This window comes from Rhizobium sp. K102, assembly GCF_022385315.1.
Taxonomy (GTDB): domain Bacteria; phylum Pseudomonadota; class Alphaproteobacteria; order Rhizobiales; family Rhizobiaceae; genus Rhizobium; species Rhizobium croatiense.
The window spans coordinates 2,894,771-2,917,743 of sequence record NZ_CP092436.1 but is presented as its reverse complement, the minus strand read 5'-3'; the positions used below and the strand labels follow the sequence as shown (position 1 = coordinate 2,917,743).

The window sequence follows — 22,973 nt, the reverse complement described above, 5'->3', positions numbered from 1 at the left end:
CGTTAACAGCTGATTTTCAGCCTGCCGAACTGCGCGAGCGGCCCTCTTCCGGCGGAATGATATCGACACCCGCATCGGTTGCCGGCGCCTTGGCGTGACGGCGGCGCCAGTCGCCGAGGAAGAGCAGGATGGGGGCGGCAATGAAGATCGACGAGGCGCCGGCCACCAGAATGCCGAACACCATCGGGATCGCGAAGCTCGAGACGGCGCTGCCGCCCCAGATTGCCATCGGCACCAGCGCGAGGAAGGCCGTCGCATTGGTGTAAAGGCTTCGCGCCAGGGTCTCGTTGATCGACTTGTCGATGATCTCGCGCAGCGGCATCGACTTGTAGAGCCGCATATTTTCGCGCATGCGGTCATAGACGACGACCTTGTCGTTCACCGAGTAGCCGACCAGTGTCAGGATGGCGGCGATGGCCGTCAGGTTGAAGTCGAGGCCGGTGATCGCGAAGAAGCCGATCGCCTTGGTGACGTCGAGCACCAATGTGACGATGGCGCCGACGGCAAACGGCCATTCGAACCGCACCCAGATATAGATCAGCATCGCCAAGCTTGCGATCACCACCGACAAAATGCCGGCCGAGGCAAGCTCGCCGCTGACCTTCGGACCGATGACGTCGGTGCCTTCGACAGTGGCGGTCGGATCGATCCTGGCGACTTCGTCCTTCAGCTTGGTGACCGCCGCGGTCTGCGCCTCTTCGCCGCCCTCCTGGCGCTGCGCGCGAACGAGAATGCTGTTGTTGCCGCCGAAGGACTGCAGCGTGATTTCGCCGAGGCCGAGACTGTCCAGACCTTCGCGGAACTTCGCGAGATCGGCCGTCCCTTGGGTCTTGACGGACATCTGGATGCCGCCGCGGAAGTCGACGCCGTAGTTGAGGCCGGGATAGATGAAGAGTGCGACGGAGGCGATCGAAAGTAGCGCCGAAACGGTAACGCCGAAGAAACGCGCTTTCATGAACTGGATATGCTTGTCGTAAGGGCTGAAGGGGATCAACGGCCGGATGTTCAGCACCTTGAACTTGCGGCGGCGGGTAATCTCGATCATGGCGACGCGCACGAAGGCAACCGAGGTGAACATTGAGATGATCAGGCCGAGCGCCATGGTCACCGCAAAGCCGCGAACCGGCCCGGAACCGAAAAAGAACAGGATGCTCGCGGCGATTAGGGCCGTCATATTGCCGTCGATAATGGTCGAATAGGCACGGTTGAAGCCCGTATCGATGGCGGCAAAGGCGCCTCTGCCCTTGCGGGTCTCTTCACGGATACGCTCATTGATCAGAACGTTCGCGTCGACGGCGAGGCCGATGCCGAGAACGACACCGGCAATACCCGGCAGCGTCAGTGTTGCGCCGACCAGCGTCAGGGCCGAGAGGGTCAGGATCGTGTGGATCAACAGCGCCACATTCGCCAGGATGCCCCAGGTGCCGTAAAGAACGAAGATGAAGACTGCGACAAGGACGAAGCCGACAATGCCGGAGTAGAGGCCCATCTTGATGGCGTCGGCGCCGAGATCGGCGCCGACGGTGCGCTCCTCGATAACAGTCAGCTTGGCGGGCAGGGCGCCGGCGCGCAGCATGGCGGCAAGCGTCGTGGCGCTGTCGGCCGAGAAGTTGCCGGAGATCTGGCCGGACCCGCCGGTGATCGGCTCGCGGATGACGGGCGCGCTCAGCACCTTGTTGTCGAGGACGATGGCGAAGGGATTGCCGACGTTCTGCCGCGTAATCTCGGCAAAGCGGGTGGAGCCGGCGCTATCGAAGCGGAAGCTGACGATCGGTTCACGCGTGTTCGGGTCGAAGCTGACGCGGGCATCCGAGAGGCGGTCGCCGGAGATCTCGACACGGTCGAGAACAGCATGGGTCCGGCCTTCGTCGTCCTGCATCATCGTGACGCCGGGGCCGGGCTGGTTGTTCGGCGACAGCATGTGGAACGACATCTTCGCAGTGGAGCCGAGAAGTTGGCGCAGCCGCGTCGGATCCTGCGCGCCGGGCAGCTGCACGAGCACGCGATTGGCGCCGATGCGCTGGATGGTCGGCTCGGAGACGCCGACCTGGTCGACGCGCTGGCGGATGACTTCCAGGCTCTGCTGGACGGCGTTGTCGACATTGGCGGAGATGCCGGCCGGCGAGAAGCCGATGGTGATGGTGGCGCCGTTGGCGGTGACGGCGAGATCCGCCTGGCCGGCGCTGAGGCCGGTGCTGATCGGGTTGGCGAGCGTCTTGAGTTCGGTGACGGCCGCATCGCTCTGCGCGGCATCGGCGAGCGTCACGACGATCTGATTCTGGCTGCGCACGACGGCCTTCGGCTGGATGCCCTTTTCGCGCAGCACGCGGCGCGCGTCCTGAAGCAGCGATTGCAGCCGCTCCTTGGTCAGGTCCGCCTCGTCGACTTCCAGAACGAGGTGGGAACCGCCGCGAAGGTCGAGGCCGAGCGACACCTGCTCATGCGGCAGCCATGCGGGGATGCGCTGGAGGACGGACTGCGGCAGGGCGTTCGGCAGGGCGATCAATAGGCCGATCACGATGATCACCGAATAGGTGAACACCAGCCAGGGTGAATTGCGCATGTTGTATTCCTTAGATAATCGAGGGCCGGCGCTCGGGCGCTGGCGGCATGTCGTCAATGCTCGGAAGCGCCGCTCGGCGCGATGTCAGGCGGCGGCCGGCGGTGCGCGCGGCTGATGGGCCCTGAAAACTGAAGCATGAAGCCGAGCTTCGAATGGCGGGAGAGGGACGGCGCTGTTCCAGCCGGCGAAATCGAGAGCCGGGGCAGCGGCAAGGGCAGGCGATCCGGCGTCGTAGGCGGCCTGTTTCGGCGTAAGCTTGCGCTCGGCGGCAAGCACCCCACGTACCGCATCGCGCGCGCTCAGTTGCGGCGGCTGCGGATCGCGGCCGGACGAGGAAAGCGTGTTGACGGCGGTGGCCGGCGCGGTGATGAGATTGCCGCCGAAAAGCAGGCCGATATAGGCAAGGACGGCGAAGAGCAGAGAAGCAGCGATACGGTTCGTCAGACGGCGCTCGTCCAGCTCCATCTCCTCCGTCCCGGCGATGTCACTTCCGTATCGGCTCAAAAGCGCGCCAATCTTTCATTCTCTTTCCGGCGGAGGGTCATCCGTCGGGACAATTGTATCAGGCCCATGATGGTCTTCATAGGCCACACTCTCATGATGCACTTGAGCGAGCCGGTCAACCATGCCCAGTGCGATTTCGCGTTCGCCCATGATGACGGTGTCGGCGCCATATTGCTTCAGCGCATCGACTTCGGCGTCGGAATGGGCGCGGGCGACGATGAGAATGGATGGATTGGCGCTGCGTGCCTGCTCGGCGATGCGGCAGGCTTCGAAGGCGTTCGGGATGGCGATGGCGATGCTGCGCGCCGCCGGCAGATTGGCGAGATCGAGCGTCTCCGTGGCCGCGGCATTGCCCATGAAAGCTTCGATGCCCTGGACCTTCAGCTCGCCGATACGCTTGTCGGAATCCTCGATGACGAGGAAGGGCGTACCCGCCGATTTCAGGTTCTGCCCGACGATTCTGCCGACCCGCCCGTAACCGACGACAATGGCGTGGCCGTGGAGGCCGCTCGGATGCACCTCGTCATCTTCAGTCCGCACCGCTTCTTCAGCGGGTGCCACAGCGGGCTCGGCTGCGCTCTCCTGACGTTTTGCCCCTTCGAGCAGCGGGCGCATGCGGTCGCAGAGGAAGAACAGCAGCGGATTGAGGATGATCGAGATGATGGCGCCGGCCAGGATCAGGTCGCGGCCTTCCTCCGGCAACAGTCCAAGGTCGACGCCGAGGGCGGCGAGGATGAAGGAGAATTCGCCGATCTGGCCGAGGCTCGCCGAAATCGTCAGCGCCGTGCCGAGAGGCCTCTTGAAGGCGAGCACGATCAGCAGGGCGGCGACCGATTTGCCGATGACGATGATGAAGAGGGTGGCGAGGATCAGCAGCGGCCTGTCGATCAGGATGTTCGGATCGAACAGCATGCCGACCGAGACGAAGAAGAGCACGGCGAAGGCGTCGCGCAGCGGCAGGCTTTCCTGCGCGGCGCGATGGCTGAGCTCGCTTTCGGCAAGCACCATGCCGGCGAAGAAAGCGCCGAGCGCCAGCGACACGCCGAAGAGCTTGGCCGCGCCGAAGGCGACGCCGAGCGCGATCGCCAGCACGCCGAGCCGGAAGAGTTCGCGCGAGCCGGTATGGGCGATGCGATGCATCGCCCAGGGAATGAGCTTGCGGCCGAAGACCAGCATCAGCGCCACGAACAGCGCCACCTTCACCAGCGTCATGGCGATCATGCCGCCAATGCCGAGATCGAGGCCGAACAGGCGGTTCAGCCCGGCCGAAAGCGGCTCGACCGGAGCATGACCTTCGCCGCCGATGCCGGCTGCCGCCGGGATCAGCACCAGCGCCAGAACCATGGCGAGGTCCTCGACGATCAGCCAGCCGACGGCGATCCGGCCGCGCTCCGTCTCGACGAGGCGCCGCTCCTGCAGCGCCTTCAGCAGCACGACGGTGGAGGCAACCGAAAGCGCCAGGCCGAATACCAGGCTGCCGCCGGTCGGCCACCCCATGAGGGCGCCGAGCCCCCAGCCGAGCAATGTCGCAAAGGCGATCTGTGCGATCGCGCCGGGCAGCGCGATGCCGCGCACCGACATCAGGTCTTTCAGCGAGAAATGCAGTCCGACGCCGAACATCAGCAGGATGACGCCGATTTCGGCAAGCTCCGGCGCAAGGTCCTGGTCGGCCACGTAACCCGGCGTATGCGGCCCGACCAGCACGCCCGCGATGAGATAGCCGACGAGCGGCGGCATGCGCAGCCGATGGGCAAGTGCACCGAAGATGAAAGCCAGCACAAGGCCGCCGACGATTGTCGAAATCAGTGGCGTATCGTGCGGCATCCCTGTCTCCCGATCTGGAAATCTCGCGCTGAATATGACATATATGGTCTATATCAACCAATATGGGTGACTTGAAATCATGGATCAAGGCGCAAGGGCGACAATTCTCACGCCCGCTCTCTGCCGCGCGGCGCGTGGCCTGCTCGACTGGACCCAGGCCGACCTGGCCGAAAGGGCAGCCGTCTCGCGCAGCACCATCCGCGATTACGAGGGACGCCACCACGACATCCACCGCGCGACGGAGGCGCAGCTGCGCCTCGCCTTCGAAGAGGGCGGCGTCAGGTTCGTCGAAATCGAAGGCGCGGGCACCGGCCTCTGCCTTCCCGATCGGCCGGGTTAAACCGGACTCACGGCGCCAGGCAGGTGGCCGAGACTTTGTAGATGTAGAGCGTCTTGCTCTTGTAGTAGCCTCCGGTCGGCTGCCAGCTCTTCAGCACCTCGGGCGTTTCGGCCGCGCAGGCGAAGGGACCGTCCGTCACGAAAAGCACCTTGCCGGCGGTCTCGGCGGGCAGGGCGAATTCCTGCTCGTAATAGCTCTCCGGAAGGCCTGCCGGCGCCCGCGCATAGATCCTGTAGGATGCGTCGCGCAGCGTATAGAAAAGATCGGCGACCATGTCGCGGTTGTTGGTGACGATGATGTCGGTGCCCGCCTGATCGGCGAGCGCTGCGGCCTGGCGGCTGACCTCGGCGCGGCCGAGATAGCGTTTCATCAATTCGTCGCCGTTCGGCAGCAGCACCTGCTGCGGAAAGATCGTCGCCAGCGGAAACAGCAGGCTTGCGACGCCGTTGATGGTGAGCGACAGCCTGAGCCCCTTCGGCCACAAACGATAAAGCAGCCAGACGGCGAGGATCGTTCCCGCGACATAGGCGGTCACGGCCCAGTTGGCATAGGCCTTGGCGACCGTCGCCTGCAGAGTGATCAGCGCCACCACCGGCATCGACAGCCAGACCAGCATCTTCTCGCGGTCGTCGCTCCGGCCCTTGATCATGCGGTAGACCGCCCAGAGGATCGCGAAGAAGATGATCGGCCCGACGACGCCGAACTGCGCGGCGAAGAATTCAAGCCCGCGGCGGAAATTGATGCCGAGGTCGCTCCAATGGGCGATATCCTGCGTATGGCGCACCGTCGTATTGTCGTGCTGCAGGTTCCACCAGAGGTTCGGCAAGGCAACGACCGCCGCGACCGCGACGGCGATGATGAAATCCCGGATGGCGATGCGCGCCGCCGGGATGAGGAGCAGGGCGAGTGCGCCGCCCGGAACGACGAACAGCACGGCATATTTCGTCAGGAAGGCGAGGCCGACCCCGAGGCCCATGACGAGCGCCAGCCCGACCGAGCGCCGCTGCGTCAGACCGAAATAGGCAAGCAGGGCGATGGCGATGAAGAACAGCAGGATGACGTCGGTCGAGAAGAACACCGAGGAAAGCGCCACGCCGGGCAGCGTGATATAGGTGGCGCCCGTCCAGCCTTCGATCTCCGGCCCGACGAAACGCTTCGCCACCTTCATCAGCACCAGTGCCGCCGCCATGTGGATCAATGGCCCGAGCAGCCTGATCCAATAGATGGCGTTGGAGCCGGAAAGCTCGGTCATCGCCCGGATGACCCAGGCGATCATCGGCGGCTTGGAGTAATAGCCGAGATCGAGATTCTGTGCCCAGAACCAGTATTGCGCCTCATCGACGAAAAGGTCCGTCGCATCGAAATAGAGCGTGACGACGCGCCAGAGCGTGAAGCCGAGAACGATGAGGAGACCAGATCTGGGGGACATGAACTTAAGTGTTCCGCTGACATGAAAGGCGCGAGTGCGATTACACCAAAGGCGCCGGACTGCCAACGGGGAAGGGCGTTAGAACACGCGAAGCATGCGGATGTCGCGATTTGCGGCGAGGGAATCGAGCCGGGCGATGGCTGCAAGCACACCCATTGCGATCAAGCAGGAACCCAATCCGAGAACAATCATTGCTCAGTCCTTGTCGACGTCATGTCTTGGTTGTCGACCGGCATATAACACGGAGCTTGCGTGTGCCTTGTAGCAGCCGTGCAACTCTCCAGCAGTATTTCTCGCGAACTGCCTTGAATTGCTTCAAAAGCCGGCGCCTGGACAGGCTTATTAACCTTCAGGCAAGGAATTAACCATAAACATTGGGTTACACGTCGGAATGGGAAGATGCACTCGTTCCCACCAGGCATGACGCCGTACCGCCGTACCGGGTTGATCCGGTATCCATCTCTTCAGACAGCTCCGAAACATGGCTGATCAGGGGGTTTTGAGCCGCCGGTTGTACCGGAGGTCAGGAACCGTCTCCACGCTTTGCGTTCATCGGATGCAGCGAAAGTTTTAGCCGGGCATTCGCCTGGAAAAGTGGGTTGGGACAGGCGTTGAGGCAGGACATGCCATCAGATCAGGCTCGTGGAGCGCAGGCAGGCAGCTTGCGCGACCGCCTGCGTTTTGCCGGTCTCGATGCCGATCAGTGCGAGCTGGTGCGCCGCAACCGGCCGGCCCTCGAGGCCTATCTGAAGGCCGGGCTGCGTGACCTCTTCCACCGGTTCCAGTCATTCCCCGACGCCTCGCGCAACTTCGAGAGCGAGCGCCAGGTGGAACGCCTGCATGATCTGCAGTCCTCGCATTGGGACGTGCTGACGGATGCCCGCTTCGACAGCCTCTATGCCGAGCGCGTCAAGGTTCTCTCCGATACCGAAAACAAGATGGGTCTCGACCCGCGCTGGCACGTCGCCGGTCACGGCGTCATGCTGGAGCACGTCCTTTCCGGCCTCGCCGAGGAGATCGCCGGCCGGCCGCTGCTGCCGTCGGCCAAGCGCCGCACACGCGAAATCTCCGAACTGATGACGACGATCATCCGCATCGTCATGGTCGATGTGGAAATCGCCGTGTCGCTCCGCTTCAATGCGCTGCGCGCCGCCCAGCACCGCGCGCTTGCCGATCAGCGCGCCGAAAATGAGGCCGAGATCGTCAGGATCTTCGGCGATGTCATTGAAGGACTGTCCGCCCGCGATCTGACGCGGCGCGCTCCCGTCGACGCCGACGGAGCCTATGCCGGGATCGCCGCCGCGCTGAACGGCGCCTTGGATGGTCTCCAGGCCGAATTCGCCGACATCACCGCACGCACGGTCAAGGCTGAAGCGGCAACGGCTTCGCTTGCCGACCTGTCGCGGCAGTTCGCCGGCGGTGCGTCCGGCCAGGCCGACCGGTTGCAGCTTTCCGCCACCGCCCTTGCCCGCATCGCCGGCAGCGTGCGTGACGGCGCCGCCGACAGCCGCGCCGCCGAACAGGCGGCCGCCTCGACGCGCGCCGCCGTCGAGGAAAGCGGCGAGGTCGTCGGCCGCGCGATCAGCGCCATGGCCGATATCGAGCAGTCGGCCGAAAAAATCGGCCAGATCATCGGCGCGATCGACGAGATCGCCTTCCAGACCAATCTTCTGGCGCTGAATGCCGGCATCGAGGCGGCGCGCGCCGGTGATTCCGGCCGCGGTTTTGCCGTCGTCGCTCAGGAAGTCCGGGCACTGGCTCAGCGCTCGGCCGAAGCCGCCCGCGAGATCAAGACGCTGGTGACGACCACCAAGGCGCAGGTCGACGCCGGCGTGCAGATGGTCGGCCGAACGCAGGATTCGATCGGCAGCATCGTGCGCCAGGTCACCGACATCAATGCCGCCATTTCAGGCATTGCCACAAGGACCGGCGAACATGCCGCAAGCCTCGACGGCGTGGCTGCGGACGTCAAGGGTCTGGGCGCCGAGGTGGCCGATAGCGCCGGCCTTGCGGAGCGTTCGACGCAAGGCGCCGACCATCTCCACACCGTCATTCTCGAGCTCGGCCGCACGGTGCGCGAATTCCGCATCGCCCGCGAAAACGCCCATGCCGGCCGGCCGGCGCCGGTCCGCGTGGCGCCGTCGCCTGTCATCGACGCCGACGCCCGCGCGGCTGCGGTCGAGGACGAATATGAAAATGACGATTTTGGCCTTCCCCAGTCGCTCGCAAGCGTCAGAGGTGGGCGGAATGTTTACTAACCTATCGGATTATCGCCTCAGCTCATCTTTTCGGGCCGGGGACAAGGGGACAAGGACAAGCTGATGGTAGCAAAGAAGAGTGGCAAGACGCTGAATTTGACAGCGGTGCTCGACCTCAACGAGGCTTCCGCCTTGCGTGAAAAACTCCTCTCGTTCAGGGGCAGCGGTCTTTTGATCGACGCATCCGGCGTTGAGCGGATCGGTGCTCTTTGCGCACAGGTCCTGATGTCCGCCGAGAAGACCTGGGCGCAGGACCAGCAGCCGTTCACCTTCTCCCAGGTGTCCGATGCATTTCAAAAAACCATGCAGCTGGTTGGCGTCAATATTGACCACCTGCTTGCCAAGGAGATTCGGCTATGAAGAAAAAGGTACTGACCGTGGATGATTCCCGCACCATCCGAAACATGCTGCTCGTGACGCTGAACAACGCCGGCTTCGAGACGATCCAGGCGGAAGACGGCGTCGAGGGTCTCGAGGTTCTCGAAGAGTCCAATCCTGACGTCATCGTCACCGACATCAACATGCCGCGCCTCGACGGTTTCGGCTTCATCGAAGGTGTCCGCCGCAACGAGAAATATCGGGCGATCCCGATCCTGGTCCTGACGACCGAGAGCGACGCGGAAAAGAAGAACCGCGCTCGCCAGGCCGGCGCCACCGGGTGGATCGTCAAGCCTTTCGACCCGGCCAAGCTGATCGATGCAATTGAGCGTGTAACCGCTTAAACCCAGGATTTGCTCCTATGGATATGAACGAAATCAAAGAGATCTTTTTCCAGGAGTGCGAGGAACAGCTCGCCGAGCTGGAATCCGGTCTTCTGAAAATGAACGATGGCGATCGCGATCCGGAAACCGTCAATGCGGTGTTCCGTGCCGTGCATTCGATCAAGGGGGGCGCCGGCGCCTTCGGCCTTGATGATCTGGTTGCCTTCGCCCATGTGTTCGAGACCACTCTCGATTGTGTTCGTTCCAACAAGCTCGAGCCGACCCAGGACGTCCTGAAGGTGATGCTGAAATCGGCCGACGTGCTCGCCGACCTGACCAATGCCGCGCGCGACGGCGGCAGCGTCGATGAGAGCCGCAGCCGCGGCCTCGTCAAGGAGTTGGAGGCGCTGGCCAACGGTGAATTGCCGTCTCCCTCGGCCGCCGCTGAGGCGCCTGCGCCCAAGGCCGCGGCAAAGGCGGCCCCGGCCGCTGCGGCGCCGACCCCCAAGCCGACCGATGACAGCGGCTTCCAGCCGATCCCCTTTTCCTTCGACGATTTCGGCGGCGACGAAGCGGGCTCCGACCTGCCGGCCTATGAAGTCACCTTCAAGCCGCGTTACGAGCTCTATTCCAAGGGCAATGACGCCACCCTTCTGCTGCGCGATCTCTCGCGTCTCGGCGAGATGACCATCTATTGCAATATGGATGAGCTGCCGGGTCTCGAGGAACTCGATCCCGAAGGCGCCTATTTCTTCTGGAACGTCACGATCAAGACGGACAAGGGGGAAGACGCCATCCGGACCGTCTTCGAATTCGCCGAATGGGACTGCGACCTGACGGTGAAGCCGGTCGAGGCAGCAAGCGCCGGCGCGGCCGGCAATGAGGAACTGCCGATGGTGCCGGTTCCCTTCGACCTTTCGATCCTCGACGAGACGGACGCCACGGAACAGGTTTCCGCCGCCCGGTCCGAAGATGCGACGGCCGCCGTTGCCGCTGCCGAGACCGCGTCCAACGTCACGCAGATGGCGGCAGCCGCCGCCCGCGTCGAGAAGAAGGAATCGGCCGCTGCCGCGGCCGCCGCGGCAAATGCCGCCGCCCAGAACAATGCCGCCGGCGCCGGCCAGACGATCCGCGTCGATCTCGACCGCGTCGACCGCCTCATCAACCTCGTCGGCGAACTGGTCATCAACCAGGCGATGCTGTCGCAGAGCGTCATCGAGAACGACACGACCGGCACCTCCTCCATCAACATGGGCCTCGAGGAGCTACAGCAGCTCACCCGCGAGATCCAGGACTCGGTCATGGCGATCCGCGCCCAGCCGGTGAAGCCGGTCTTCCAGCGCATGTCGCGCATCGTCCGCGAAATCGCCGACATGACCGGCAAGTCGATCCGCCTGATCACCGAAGGTGAAAACACCGAAGTCGACAAGACCGTCATCGACAAGCTGGCCGAGCCGCTGACCCACATGATCCGCAATGCCGTCGACCACGGCATCGAGACGCCGGAAAAGCGCGCGGCCGCCGGCAAGAACACCGAAGGCACCGTCCGCCTCACCGCCAAGCATCGTTCGGGCCGCATCCTGATCGAGCTTGCCGACGACGGCGCCGGCATCAACCGCGAGAAGGTTCGCCAGAAGGCGATCGACAACGACCTGATCCCGGCCGATGCCAACCTGTCGGACGAGGAAATCGACAACCTGATCTTCCTGCCGGGCTTCTCTACCGCCGACAAGATCTCCGACATCTCCGGCCGCGGCGTCGGCATGGACGTCGTCAAGCGTTCGATCCAGGCGCTCGGCGGCCGCATCAACATCACGTCCAAGCCCGGCCACGGCTCGGTCTTCACCATGAGCCTGCCGCTGACGCTCGCCGTCCTCGACGGCATGGTGGTCACCGTCGCCGGCCAGACGCTGGTCGTGCCGCTGACCGCGATCGTCGAAACCCTGCAGCCGGAAGCTGCCGCGATCCACTCCTTCGGCGCCAGCCACCGGCTGATCTCGATCCGCAACTCTTTCTGCCCGCTGGTCGATGTCGGCCGCATCCTGAACTTCCGCGCGACCCAGGCCAATCCTGTGGAAGGCGTGGCGCTTCTGGTGGAATCCGAAGGCGGCGGCCAGCGCGCCTTGATGGTCGATGCCATCCAGGGGCAGCGTCAGGTGGTCATCAAGAGCCTGGAAGCCAACTACACCCATGTGCCGGGCATTGCCGCAGCCACCATCCTCGGCGACGGGCGCGTGGCTCTCATCCTCGATGTCGACGCGGTTGTCGGCGCTTCGCGCGGCCAGTCGCTGAAAGCGGAAATGTCGTTAGCAGCGGTAGGGTAAGGCAATGTCGTACACCGTAAAAAGTCTGAGCGAAGGGGACCGCGAGCTGATCGCGTTCCGTATCGGCGATCAGGAATTTTGCGTGAACATCATGTCGGTTCGCGAAATCCGGGGCTGGACCCCGGCGACCGCGATGCCGCACTCGCCTGCCTATATGCTTGGTGTCGTCAACCTGCGCGGCGCAGTGCTGCCGATCATCGATCTTGCCGCCCGCCTCGGCATGAAGCCGGCCGATCCGACCGCCCGTCATGTCATCATCGTCGCCCAGGTCCGCCGCAAGGTCGTCGGTCTCCTGGTCGATGCCGTCTCCGACATTCTGACGGTGACCGACGAGATCGTTCAGCCGACGCCCGAAATCTCCTCCGACCTCGAGCGCCAATTTGCCCGAGGCGTTCTCGCCATCGATAAGCGCATGATCTGCCTGATCGAACTTGAAGCCCTCTTTTCCGAGACCGAAAGCGAAGCCGCATGAGTGCAATGGGTGCAAAGGATCAGAGGCAGGGAGCCGACGAGGTGCTGGCGAGCGGAGAATATCCGCTGACACGCCGCGACCTCACGGAAATCGCCGCCATGATCTACTCGGATGCCGGCATCTTCCTCAACGAGACGAAGGCCTCGCTGGTCTATTCGCGTCTGTCGAAGCATATCCGCAATCTCGGCCTGTCCGGCTTCCGGGAATATTGCGAACTCGTCGCTTCGCCGGCGGGTGCGGCGGAGCGCCGCGAAATGCTGTCGCATCTGACGACCAACTTCACCCGCTTCTTCCGCGAAAACCATCATTTCGAGCATCTGCGCGATCATGTGCTGCCGGAGCTTCTGCAGCGGGCGAGAGCCGGCGGCAGAGTGCGCATCTGGTCGGCCGCTTCCTCCGATGGGCAGGAACCCTATTCGATCGCACTCACCGTGCTGTCGCTGATGCCGAATGTCGCCGACTACGACTTCAAGATCCTGGCGACCGACATCGACCCGAAGATCCTCGCGATCGCCCGCGCCGGCGCCTATGACGAAACCGCGCTCGAAACCGTGTCGCCCGCCATGCGCAAGCAATGGTTCAGCGAAGTCGAGGTGCAGGGCCGCCGGAAATTCCAGGTCGACGACCGCGTCAAGCGGCTGATCACCTATAACGAGCTGAACCTGATGGCGCAGTGGCCGTTCAAGGGCAAGTTCGACGTCATCTTCTGCCGCAACGTCGTCATCTATTTCGACGAGCCGACGCAGATGAAGATCTGGCAGCGTTTCGCCGGTCTGCTGCCGGAAGGCGGCCATCTCTATATCGGCCATTCCGAGCGCGTGTCCGGCGAGGCGAAACACGTCTTCGACAATATCGGCATCACGACCTATCGCTACACGGCCAAGGGTCTCGGGAGGAAGGCATGAGCGCGCCGGCAAGAGTTCTCGTTGTTGACGACTCGCCGACGATGCGCGGTCTGATCACCGCCGTCCTGAGTTCGGACCCCGAAGTCAATGTCATCGGCCAGGCCGGTGACGCGCTGGAAGCGCGCGAGGCGATCAAGCGGCTGAACCCCGACGTCGTGACGCTCGACATCGAGATGCCGAACATGAACGGCCTCGATTTCCTCGAAAAGATCATGACGTTGCGCCCGATGCCGGTCATCATGGTGTCCACGATGACCCATCGCGGCGCCGAGGCGACGCTTGCAGCACTTGAGATCGGAGCTTTCGACTGCGTCGGCAAGCCGGGTCCCGGCGAACCCAGGCCCTTCGGCGACCTCGCCGAGAAGGTCAAGGCGGCCGCCCGCACGCAGCGCCAGTTTTCCCAACCGGCGGCTGCCGTCGCGCCGCCGCCCTCCGTCGCCGATTTCCGCGTCGGCCGCAAGATCGTCGCGATCGGCTCGTCGACGGGCGGCGTCGAGGCGCTGATTGCCGTGCTCCAGAAATTCCCGGCCAATTGCCCGCCGACGGTCATCACCCAGCACATGCCGCCGACCTTCACCAAGAGCTTCGCCGAACGGCTGAACCGGCTTTGCGCGCCGGTAGTGCAGGAGGCGACCGACGGCGCCCGTCTCGAAATCGGCAAGATCTATCTGGCGCCCGGAGGCGAACGTCATCTCCAGGTCACCGGCGCCTCGGCGCCGTGCTGCCGCCTCGTTGACCGAGCCCCGGTCAACGGTCACCGCCCCTCGGTGGACGTCCTCTTTGATTCGGTTGCGGAACTGGCCGGCCGCAACGCCGTTGGCGTGATTCTGACCGGAATGGGCCGCGACGGCGCCGCCGGATTGTTGAAAATGCGTCACGCCGGCGCCAGAACCCTCGGCCAGAACGAAAAAACCTGTGTCGTTTACGGAATGCCAAGGGTTGCGCACGAACTTGGCGCCGTTGAGCAGCAGCTGCCACTGTCTGCCATCGGTGAGGAAATATTGAAAATGACAGCCGCCCGAAAGGAAGGGACCGAATAAATGTCGATCGCGGAGAAAATCAAAGTTCTGATCGTCGATGATCAGGTAACGAGCCGGTTGCTGCTCAGCGACGCGCTGACACAGCTCGGTTTCAAGCAGATCACGTCGGCCGGCGACGGCGAACAGGGCATGAAGATCATGACCGAGCAGCCGCACCATCTGGTGATCTCGGACTTCAACATGCCGAAGATGGATGGTATCGGCTTCCTTCAGGCCGTGCGCACCAACCCGAACACCAAGAAGGCAGCCTTCATCATCCTCACCGCCCAGGGCGATCGCGCGTTGGTGCAGAAGGCCGCCCAGCTCGGCGCCAACAACGTGCTCGCCAAGCCGTTCACGATCGAGAAGATGAAAGCGGCCATCGAAGCCGTGTTTGGAGCCCTGAAATGATCACTGAGGGGGCAGCCCGCCGCGTGCACATTATTCAAGGCGAGTATAAGGTTCTGAGCGATCCGAATGCGGTCCTCTCGACCATTCTCGGCTCGTGCGTGGCTGCGTGCCTCAGAGACCCTGTCGCCGGCATCGGCGGCATGAACCACTTTCTGCTGCCCGGTTCGGCGACGTCGCCGACCTCAGGCGGGGATGCCACGCGCTACGGCGTGCACCTGATGGAATTGCTGATCAACGGTCTCCTGAAGCAGGGCGCCCGGCGCGACCGGCTGGAGGCAAAGATCTTCGGCGGCGCCAAGACGATCTCGACCTTCTCCAACGTCGGTGAGCAGAACGCGGCCTTCGCCATGCAGTTCCTGAGGGATGAAGGCATTCCGGTGGTCGGCTCCTCCACAGGTGGAGAGCATGGGCGCAAGCTCGAATATTGGCCGGTCTCCGGTCGTGCCCGGCAATATCCATTGACCGGCGCCGAAACCCAGAGAACCGTCGCTCTCGAGCAGCGTCCCGCCGCTCCGCAGAAGCCCGCCGAAACCAGCATCGAATTTTTTTGATGGCGAGGATTTTGATATGACATTTACCCCGGTAATGGAGCCGCCCGCGCCTGTGGAAGCGCTGAGCGACATCCTGATGCGCATCGTGTCCGAACTGCACGATGTCGCCTATCTGATCGAGCGCATCGAGCCGCAGCTTCTCGACCTCGGCGGCGCCGAGGTTCTGAATTCGCCTGACGCCATGAAGGTCATGCAGGGCATCGATCTGGCGGTGCAGAAATCGCGCGGCCTCGCCGAATTCATCGATACCATCACCGGCGAAATCCCGCTCGGCTGGACCGTCGACGTCGCAACCGCGCTCAGCCTCATCAAACTGGCGGAGATGCAGAAGGCGCTGGGCGGCGCCACCCGCCACGGCCATTCCCAGCCGCTGAGCAAGGCGGCCGGCGACTTCGATTTCTTCTAACGCGCGCTATCCTTCGCTTCTACCGCCTTGGGCCTTCGTTTCACCGAGGTCGTTCTCGCAAAATCGCTGCATGACGGGCTTGAGCCTTTCGTTCTCGCGCGCTCTTCACGAAACGCTCGCACAAGTTTCGCCGATTATTCGTCAGATGAGGCAATAAGCCTGCTTTGTCTTTGACGGATCGTGCGAGAACAGAATGAATCTGTTAAATCAATTAGTTCAGATCTTTAAGAACTTTGGCGCCCTGGGCCGGACGCGCCTGATGATTCTGGGTGGCGTCGGCGCCGTTTCCATTGCCATCGTCCTTGCGGCTGCCCTTTTCGTCAACAAACCGGCACAGGAAACGCTCTACGTCGGTCTCGACGCTCCCGATCTCAACCAGATCAGCATGGCGCTTGCCGAAGCCAACGTCGATTTCCAGGTCGGCACGGACGGCACCAGCATCACCGTCCCGGCGGGCATGACGGGCAAGGCCCGGCTGATGCTTGCCGAGCGCGGCCTGCCGAACAGTGCCAATGCGGGTTACGAACTCTTCGACAATGTCGGCTCGCTCGGCCTGACCTCCTTCATGCAGGAGGTGACGCGGGTTCGTGCGCTGGAAGGCGAAATCGCCCGCACCATCCAGTCGATCTCGGGCATAACAGCCGCGCGCGTCCATATCGTCATGCCGGAGGTCGGGAACTTCCGGAAGGCGGAGCAGAAACCGACGGCCTCCGTCATGATTCGCGCGAGCGCAGCCACCGGGCGCGGCGCTGCGAGCTCGATCCGCCACCTCGTCGCCTCGGCCGTGCCGGGGCTCGACGTCGATGACGTGACGATCCTCGATTCCGCCGGCCAGCTGCTCGCATCCGGCGATGAGGCGAGCAACAGCTCGCTGAACCGCTCGCTCAACATCGTCCAGAACGTTCAGCAGGAAGTCGAATCCAACATCGACAAGGCGCTCGCACCCTTCCTCGGCATGGACAACTTCCGCTCCAGCGTCACCGCCGACTTGAATACCGACGCCCAGCAGATCCAGGAAACGACCTACGACCCTGAATCCAGGGTCGAACGCTCGGTGCGCTCGACGAAGGAAGCCCAGCAGTCGCAGCAGAAGCAGTCCGACAACGCGACGACGGTCGAACAGAACATTCCGCAGGCAGCCCCCGACGCCGGCGGCGCCAGTGGCCCGGAATCGCAGGACAAGTCCGACAAGCGCGAAGAGCAGACCAACTACGAAATCAACAGCAAGACGACGGCGACGACCCGCAACAGCTATAAGGTCGAAAAGCTGTCGATCGCGGTGGTGGTCAACAAGGGCCGCATCGCCAAGATGGTCGGCGAGCCTGCCGATCAGGTCAAGGTCGACGCCTATCTCGCCGAAATGCAGAAGATCGTCGCTTCGGCCGCCGGCATCGACGCCAAGCGCGGCGACGTCGTCACCGTCACGGCCATGGACTTCCTCGAAAATCAGCTGCTCGAAGACGCCACCGGCGGTGTCCGGGTCATGGACATGCTGAGCCGCAATCTTGCCGGCATCATCAACTCGCTCGCCTTCGTCGCGGTTGCCTTCGTGGTGGTCTGGATGGGCCTGCGTCCGCTGGTCCGCAGCGTCAGCGGCAACGGTGCAGGCGCGGTTCTCGGCGACGCCACGCCGGAAGCGGCAGGCCTCGAGCTCCCGGACTTCGCGCCGGCGGCAGGTGCGCCCGGAGGCGCTCTCATGGACGGCTTCGGATCCGACTTCGGCTTCGACAGCACCGAGGATCTGCTCAGCCTCGGCGACGACGACGGCAACTTTAACCGCCGTGTCAAGGAAGGCCCGGAACGCAAGCTCGCTCGCATGGTCGAGATCAACGAGGAGCGCGCCGCGAAAATCCTCCGGAAATGGGCGATCGACGAGGCAGCATAAGAAAGGGCCGGGAAACCGGCCTTTTTCACGTTCGTGCCGGGCTTTCCCGTCAGGGGGCTTGCCGGTCCCCGCAAAGGCCGGTAAGGCGCGTTCGGCGAGGTGGATAAAGCTGCTGAGCTCACTCGCGTAAAACGCGAATCAAGTTGCGGTACAGCCAGAATCACCGTAGCCTCGACCATGTCTTGAGAGGCATGATCGGCATTCGAATCAGGGCATGGACGGCGGCGAAAGTAAATCCCTAGAAGTCGGAGATGGTACTTTACATCGGCTGGCTTACCCTTGGGTGATTCGAAATGGGATTCCCGCGGGACATGAATTGAATCCTTTACAGAAAAATTGCCGTTGCACCGAGTGTGATCGTTTCTCAGCCGCAGGACGTTGCCAATGGATATGAACATATTTCAGGCGAGCAAAGGCGAGAGGCAGATGATAAATTTCGCAAGCGCAGTGGCGCCGGCTCTGTTGCCGCGCGATGAGCTGATCCAGCGGCTGCACAGTGTCGCCAGCACTGGCAGGTTGCAGTCCGGTTTGCGTGCCCTGACGGAATATGTCGGCGCCTCGCACTATCTCCTGGCGCGTTGTGATCTCATCCAGGAAAGCGGCCTCGATTTCGTCGTCTCCTCGGATTGGCCCTTCGACCTGGTCAAGGACATCGCCAACAATCTCGTCAGCGGCTATGCCCGCTCCACCGAGCTGGAAAAATGCATGCAGGTCTTCCAGCCGAATTTTGCGCTGCTGCCCGAGAGCGCCGACGTGCCAGAGGGCGCCAGCCGCCAATATTGTTCATTGACCTTCAATGTCGGCCGCTCACGGCTGGCCTTGATGTTCCTGCTCGGTGAAGGGTTCATCCTGTCGCCGGAGCGGCTGCGGGATGTCGGCCTGCTTGCCGGCTATGTCGCGAGCTTCCTGCGCTGCGGCGGCGCCAGGGTCGACCGCGATTTCGAATTGACCGACCGCGAGCTGGAATGCCTGTTCTGGATCGCCGAGGGCAAGACCAGCGACGAGATCGCGATGATCCTCGGAATCTCCCGCAACACGATCAACAACTACATCACCAGCGTGATGCGCAAGACGGCGACCAAGACCCGGTCGGAGGCCATTGCTTTCGCTGTCCGCAACAATCTCGTATAGGGGGATCCATGGGGCATCCATCAAGCAGGCTGATGAACGGCGCCGATCCGCTACGCATGGTGCGGGTGAACAGGATTTCCAGCCGGTCCGATCTTTTTCCGCGGCTGATCGCGATGCAGAAGCTCGCCGATGCTCAAGGCTTTGCGATCTACCGCGTCAGCGGCTCCGGCCTGCCGGCAAAGCAGCGCCTCGTCTGCGAGCTCGAGAACTGGGGATCTTCCAATGCCGGTTTCGGCAAGGCCTTAACGGATGCCTATGGCGATATCCTTCTCGATCATATCGAAAAGTCGCTGCTGCCGCTTTCATGGGCCGGTGCTCACGATCGGGCGGCCCCCGGCCCGGCCGACTTCGCGCCATTCATGACGCGCCTGAAGGACGGCATCCTGCCCTTTTCCGGCCTTGCCTTTCCGGTGCGGCTCGGCGCCGTCGGCAATGGCTTCATCCTGTTTACCGGCGATGATATTGATCTTTCGAGCGACATGATCGTCGAGCTGCACGGCCGCTGCTGCCACATCATGATGGACCTGCTCTCGCTCGACGAACGCCGCACGGGCGCCGCCGAGGCGCTGAGCGAGCGCGAAATCGCCTGTCTTCAGCTTGCCGGCGACGGTCGCATCAGCGAAGAGATCGCCGAAAAGCTCGGCCTGTCCGTGCACACGGTCAACGCCTATCTCGGCTCGGCGACGATCAAGCTCGATTCCGTCAACCGCATCCAGGCGATCGCCAAGGCGATCCGGCTCGGCTACATCAGCTGAGGCAGCGCCTGCCGCCGTTCACCAAAGACGGCGCGAAAGCTTGATTGATTGAAGGCGATCAGCTGGCGAACGCGCGCGGTGGTTTCACGCTGTAGCGGGCTTGCCGAAGGCTCCTTTCCAGGAAGACGGTATTCTCGTCGGGGTCGGGAGAGGGATTCTGGAAGGCGATGTGGTTGATTTCGATGCCGGCATGATCCTCGGCAAGGGTGAGCTGGGCATAGACGGTGACGCCGCGCGGCTTGATTTCCAGGTCGAGAACGACTTCCGGCTTGCCGCCCCATTCCAGCGTATAGTTTCCGCCCAGACCGAAATTGACCGTGCCCGGATGAAAGAAAAGCTCCGCGGCCGAAGCGACGAGATCGGCCAGATTGCCGTAATACTCGAAGCGCAGCAGTGAAATAAGGTCAGAGGCATCCAGAAGGCGCAGTTCGGTGGCGACCGGGCTGATCGCGTCTGCGAGGATCTTTTCACGCTGGGCAGAGTGGGGGCATTTTTTCATTCGGCTTATCTTACCCGTTTGTTCTTGGCGTCTGCGGCGTAGACCCTGTGTATGAGCTCCGCAACGGCCTTATAGAAGACTGACGGTATGACACTATCGACCGAGACTTGCGCAAACATGGAGCGCGCAAGCGGCGGATCTTCGAACACCGGGATGCCGTTCTGCTCGGCAATCTCCCTGATCTTCAGCGCAATGAGGTCCTGGCCCTTCGCCAGCACCACCGGGGCGTCGTTCTCCTCCCGCGCGTAACGCAGCGCCACGGCGTAGTGCGTCGGGTTGGCGATGACGAGCGTTGCGCGGTGCACGTTGGCGATCATGCGCCGGCGCGCGCGGTCGCGCATCAGCGAGCGCTGCCGGCTTTTGACAAAGGGATCGCCCTGCGCCTGCTTGTTTTCTTCCTTCACTTCGTGGCGCGTCATCTTGAGTTCGGTGAACCAGTGATGGCGCGTCCAGAAAAAATCGGCGATCGCCACGATCGCGGTGGCGATCAGCATAACGATGATGATCTTGCGCATCGCCGTCATCATCCTGACGAGGATCGTCTGCGGATCGGAGAACATCGCGTCGATCGAGCCGAAATATTCGCTCCTCAGCACGAAGAACAGGATCACTCCGACGACGACGACCTTGAACAGCGACTTTCCGAACTCGACGAGGCCGGGCAGGCTGAAGAGCCGTGACCAGCCCTTGATCGGCGAGATGCGCGAGGCCTGCGGCCTGATGCGTTCCAGCACGGGCGTCGGCAGATTCTGGAAGATCGAGGAGGCGACGCCGAACACCATGAGCAGGATGAAGGCAGGCGCCAGCAGCGCAGCGATTGCCCAGCCGAGCCGCACGAAGAGCGCCAGAACATCCGGCCCCGTTTCGATCTTCCATTGATCGGGCTGCTCGAAGATATCGCGCAGCATTTCGCTCATGCGCCCGACGCTTTCCGGAAGGAAGAACACCAGATAGATGAAGGTGGCAAGGATGGTCGCGAAGATCGACAGCTCGCGCGAAAACGGCACATTGCCCTTTTCCGCGGCATCGCTTTGCTTTTTCGCGGTCGGGGCTTCTGTTTTGCTGTCCTTGTCATCGTCTGCCAAGTCGCGGCCCTCCGTCAAAGTAACAGGCCGCAGCGAATGCATGCCACCCAAACCGGGCAGCGGTTTTGGATGACGACATGCACCAAAACAAAGAGCTGTAGCGCGTCGCGAAAACCGGGTTTTCTGCGACACGCTATAGAGCGCGGCCTATCGATGAAGGGTAGTCGCCTGTTGCACGGTGATCAACAGCCGCCTTTTGGGCGGCCGGATTTGTCAACAGTCTCGGAAGATTAAGCCGCTGCCGAAGCGTCGCCTTCCTTCACCTTGAGCTCGATCTGGCCTGCGTTGGCCAGGCGAATCGCTTCCTGTGCCACGGCGCGCCGGGCAATGGCGATCTCGCGCGGATTGACGCCGCCCATGCCGCTCTGCAGATCCGATTCGATCATGCGGCGCTGACGCGGGCTGATGGCGGAGAGAACCGATTCGCGGATCTCGGCCGGCGAGCCGCGCAGCGCGACGGTGAGCACGTCGGTCGAAATGTCGTTGAGCAGCAGGACGCGGCTGCGCTGCGGCATATACATAAGGTCCTCGAAGAGGAAGATCTTCGGCCGAACCTTGTTGACCGATTCGCGGCTGATCGATTCGAGCGAGGTGAGCAGCGTGTCGACCTGCGGCTTGTCGAGCTCGTTCATGAGATCGGCGACCTTCGTCGAGCCGGCTGCGTTGCGTTCCGCCTCGACCTCGGCAAGCAGCGTTATCACCTGGTTTTCGATGATCTGCGCAGCCTTCGGGCTGACGGTCTTCATGTTGACCGTGCGGTTCATGATGTCGGCGCGACGGTTGTCCGGAAGCTGCAGCAGCACCTTGGCGCCAAAGGAGGAGGGCATCATCGAAAGGATATAGGCGACGGTCTGCGGATGTTCGCGCAGCAGGAACTGTGCAACGAAAGCCGGCTCCGCCTCGCTGAGGCGATCCCAGATCGAGGTCTCGTAGGCCTGGAAGGCCGTGCGGCGGCCGAGCAGGCTGTCAACCTCGTCCGGCGTCAGGCCTTCTTCCAGAATGGCCTCGATCGCCTTGGCATTGTCCATCAGTCCGGCGCCCTCGGTGAAGAGATCCTCGAACTCGGAGACGAGCGACTGCAGTTCGTCCGGCGGAATGGCGCGCAGCGACTGGGCAGATGCGATAATGGTCTGCAGCTCGGCCTGGGTGAAATATTTCAACAGCCGGCCGGCGACGCCCTTTCCCATGGCGAGAAGGACCGCCGCCGCCTTTTCAGCCTGGGTCAACGGTTTCCCGGCTAGCGCGCCGCCGAAATCGTCAAAGTCCATCATGGTCTAACCTCTCCGTCCCCACAGGGATCAGGCTTTTTTTGTACTCAAAACTTCTATCAGTTTCACGCCGAATCGGGTGTCGTCATTATCGAGCACCGTGATCTCGCCGCGTGCAATCCTGCGGCCGTTCACCATGATCTCGACAGGTTCGCCGATTTTCTTGTCGAGAGCGATCGTCGCTCCTTCGTTGAGATTCATCAGGCCGGAGACCTGCATCCGGCTGGTGCCGAGCATGATCTGGACGTCGATCGGAATGTCCATGATCAGTTCGAAGTTCGAAGTCAGCGCGCTGCCGAGCGGCGCCGGCGCCGCCTCGAACGAAGAGTTGCCGCCGAAATCCATGCCTGCAGCCGGGCTGGCATTGCCAGCGCCGAAATCGCCGCCGAAATCGTCGCCGCCGAAAGGGGAATCCGAAATCTCGCCGCCAAAGGCCGCCAGATCCGTTCCTGCTCCGAAGGCATCATTCTCCAGGTCGCCGCCAAACTGCGACAAGTCGCCATCGGCATCCTGCTTCAGCACGCCGCGCAGATCGTCGATCGCCTGGTCGAGATCCGCTTCGCTGCCCGGCACATCCAGGGAGAGGTCACTGTTCTGCTGTGTTTTCTTCGTAGCCATGAAATCACTATTCCAGTTGAAACTT

Annotated in this window: 22 protein-coding genes; 14 read left to right on the top strand and 8 right to left on the bottom strand. The window is 62.8% G+C overall.

The annotated features are described in order from the left end of the window. Positions 1-16 precede the first annotated feature (16 nt). From secD to ybaL, 3 genes are all read right to left on the bottom strand, one after another. On the bottom strand, positions 17-2,563 hold the full coding sequence (gene secD, locus MHI61_RS20385; RefSeq protein WP_239790279.1) for a protein translocase subunit SecD: 2,547 nt from the start codon (positions 2,561-2,563) through the stop codon (positions 17-19). Between the two features lie 84 nt (positions 2,564-2,647). Then, positions 2,648-3,028 carry a hypothetical protein gene (locus MHI61_RS20380; protein ID WP_239790278.1) on the bottom strand — a complete coding sequence of 127 codons (381 nt, stop codon included), beginning with the start codon at positions 3,026-3,028 and terminating at the stop codon, positions 2,648-2,650. Positions 3,029-3,082: 54 nt separating this feature from the next. Beyond that, positions 3,083-4,891, bottom strand: a complete 1,809-nt coding sequence (gene ybaL, locus MHI61_RS20375) for a YbaL family putative K(+) efflux transporter (RefSeq protein ID WP_239790277.1) — start codon at positions 4,889-4,891, stop codon at positions 3,083-3,085. A gap of 79 nt (positions 4,892-4,970) precedes the next feature. Between ybaL and MHI61_RS20370 the strand changes: the two genes are divergently transcribed. Next, positions 4,971-5,231, top strand: coding sequence for a helix-turn-helix transcriptional regulator (locus MHI61_RS20370; protein ID WP_239790276.1), 261 nt, complete (start codon positions 4,971-4,973; stop codon positions 5,229-5,231). A gap of 7 nt (positions 5,232-5,238) precedes the next feature. On the opposite strand, the gene MHI61_RS20365 is transcribed toward MHI61_RS20370, so the two are convergent. Beyond that, positions 5,239-6,660, bottom strand: coding sequence for a glycosyltransferase family 39 protein (locus tag MHI61_RS20365; RefSeq protein WP_239790275.1), 1,422 nt, complete (start codon positions 6,658-6,660; stop codon positions 5,239-5,241). Between the two features lie 623 nt (positions 6,661-7,283). Here MHI61_RS20365 and MHI61_RS20360 point away from each other — a divergent pair. The 13 genes from MHI61_RS20360 (at position 7,284) to MHI61_RS20300 (ending at position 19,478) form a co-directional block, all read left to right on the top strand. Next, positions 7,284-8,918, top strand: a complete 1,635-nt coding sequence (locus MHI61_RS20360) for a globin-coupled sensor protein (RefSeq protein ID WP_239790274.1) — start codon at positions 7,284-7,286, stop codon at positions 8,916-8,918. A 63-nt stretch (positions 8,919-8,981) separates the two neighbouring features. Then, a complete protein-coding gene (locus MHI61_RS20355; protein ID WP_239790273.1) occupies positions 8,982-9,278 on the top strand; it encodes an STAS domain-containing protein in 297 nt (98 codons plus the stop codon). Beyond that, positions 9,275-9,640 carry a chemotaxis response regulator CheY1 gene (gene cheY1, locus MHI61_RS20350; RefSeq protein ID WP_003570362.1) on the top strand — a complete coding sequence of 122 codons (366 nt, stop codon included), beginning with the start codon at positions 9,275-9,277 and terminating at the stop codon, positions 9,638-9,640. The genes MHI61_RS20355 and cheY1 overlap by 4 nt, the downstream gene beginning before the upstream one ends. A gap of 17 nt (positions 9,641-9,657) precedes the next feature. After that, complete coding sequence (locus MHI61_RS20345) at positions 9,658-11,943, top strand: chemotaxis protein CheA (RefSeq protein ID WP_239790272.1); 2,286 nt, start codon at positions 9,658-9,660, stop codon at positions 11,941-11,943. Positions 11,944-11,947: 4 nt separating this feature from the next. Continuing rightward, positions 11,948-12,415, top strand: a complete 468-nt coding sequence (locus tag MHI61_RS20340; protein ID WP_239790271.1) for a chemotaxis protein CheW — start codon at positions 11,948-11,950, stop codon at positions 12,413-12,415. Beyond that, on the top strand, positions 12,412-13,320 hold the full coding sequence (gene cheR, locus MHI61_RS20335) for a protein-glutamate O-methyltransferase CheR (protein WP_039617884.1): 909 nt from the start codon (positions 12,412-12,414) through the stop codon (positions 13,318-13,320). Before MHI61_RS20340 ends, cheR begins: the two co-directional genes overlap by 4 nt. Beyond that, the gene (gene cheB / locus MHI61_RS20330; protein WP_239790270.1) at positions 13,317-14,360 is read left to right on the top strand and encodes a protein-glutamate O-methylesterase CheB; all 1,044 of its coding nucleotides are present in this window, start codon (positions 13,317-13,319) and stop codon (positions 14,358-14,360) included. The genes cheR and cheB overlap by 4 nt, the downstream gene beginning before the upstream one ends. Beyond that, positions 14,361-14,750: a response regulator gene (locus MHI61_RS20325; protein ID WP_004672258.1), complete on the top strand. Its 390-nt coding sequence runs from the start codon at positions 14,361-14,363 to the stop codon at positions 14,748-14,750. Further along, positions 14,747-15,301: a chemoreceptor glutamine deamidase CheD gene (cheD, locus tag MHI61_RS20320; RefSeq protein ID WP_064681147.1), complete on the top strand. Its 555-nt coding sequence runs from the start codon at positions 14,747-14,749 to the stop codon at positions 15,299-15,301. The genes MHI61_RS20325 and cheD overlap by 4 nt, the downstream gene beginning before the upstream one ends. A 16-nt stretch (positions 15,302-15,317) precedes the next feature. Continuing rightward, positions 15,318-15,707: a hypothetical protein gene (locus MHI61_RS20315; RefSeq protein WP_239790269.1), complete on the top strand. Its 390-nt coding sequence runs from the start codon at positions 15,318-15,320 to the stop codon at positions 15,705-15,707. Between the two features lie 193 nt (positions 15,708-15,900). Then, positions 15,901-17,592: a flagellar basal-body MS-ring/collar protein FliF gene (fliF, locus tag MHI61_RS20310; protein WP_239790268.1), complete on the top strand. Its 1,692-nt coding sequence runs from the start codon at positions 15,901-15,903 to the stop codon at positions 17,590-17,592. A 384-nt stretch (positions 17,593-17,976) separates the two neighbouring features. Next, positions 17,977-18,723 (top strand): helix-turn-helix transcriptional regulator, encoded by a 747-nt coding sequence (locus MHI61_RS20305; protein ID WP_239790267.1) that lies wholly within the window; start codon positions 17,977-17,979, stop codon positions 18,721-18,723. An 8-nt stretch (positions 18,724-18,731) separates the two neighbouring features. Continuing rightward, positions 18,732-19,478, top strand: a complete 747-nt coding sequence (locus MHI61_RS20300) for a helix-turn-helix transcriptional regulator (protein WP_239790266.1) — start codon at positions 18,732-18,734, stop codon at positions 19,476-19,478. Between the two features lie 58 nt (positions 19,479-19,536). Here MHI61_RS20300 and MHI61_RS20295 read toward each other — a convergent pair whose 3' ends face one another. The 4 genes from MHI61_RS20295 to fliN form a co-directional block, all read right to left on the bottom strand. Then, positions 19,537-19,977 (bottom strand): hypothetical protein, encoded by a 441-nt coding sequence (locus tag MHI61_RS20295; RefSeq protein ID WP_183914528.1) that lies wholly within the window; start codon positions 19,975-19,977, stop codon positions 19,537-19,539. A gap of 5 nt (positions 19,978-19,982) precedes the next feature. After that, positions 19,983-21,062, bottom strand: coding sequence for a flagellar biosynthesis protein FlhB (gene flhB / locus MHI61_RS20290; protein WP_097605646.1), 1,080 nt, complete (start codon positions 21,060-21,062; stop codon positions 19,983-19,985). 230 nt (positions 21,063-21,292) lie between these two features. Further along, positions 21,293-22,333, bottom strand: a complete 1,041-nt coding sequence (gene fliG / locus MHI61_RS20285) for a flagellar motor switch protein FliG (RefSeq protein ID WP_239790265.1) — start codon at positions 22,331-22,333, stop codon at positions 21,293-21,295. 27 nt (positions 22,334-22,360) lie between these two features. Then, positions 22,361-22,948 carry a flagellar motor switch protein FliN gene (gene fliN, locus MHI61_RS20280; RefSeq protein ID WP_239790264.1) on the bottom strand — a complete coding sequence of 196 codons (588 nt, stop codon included), beginning with the start codon at positions 22,946-22,948 and terminating at the stop codon, positions 22,361-22,363. Positions 22,949-22,973 lie beyond the last annotated feature (25 nt).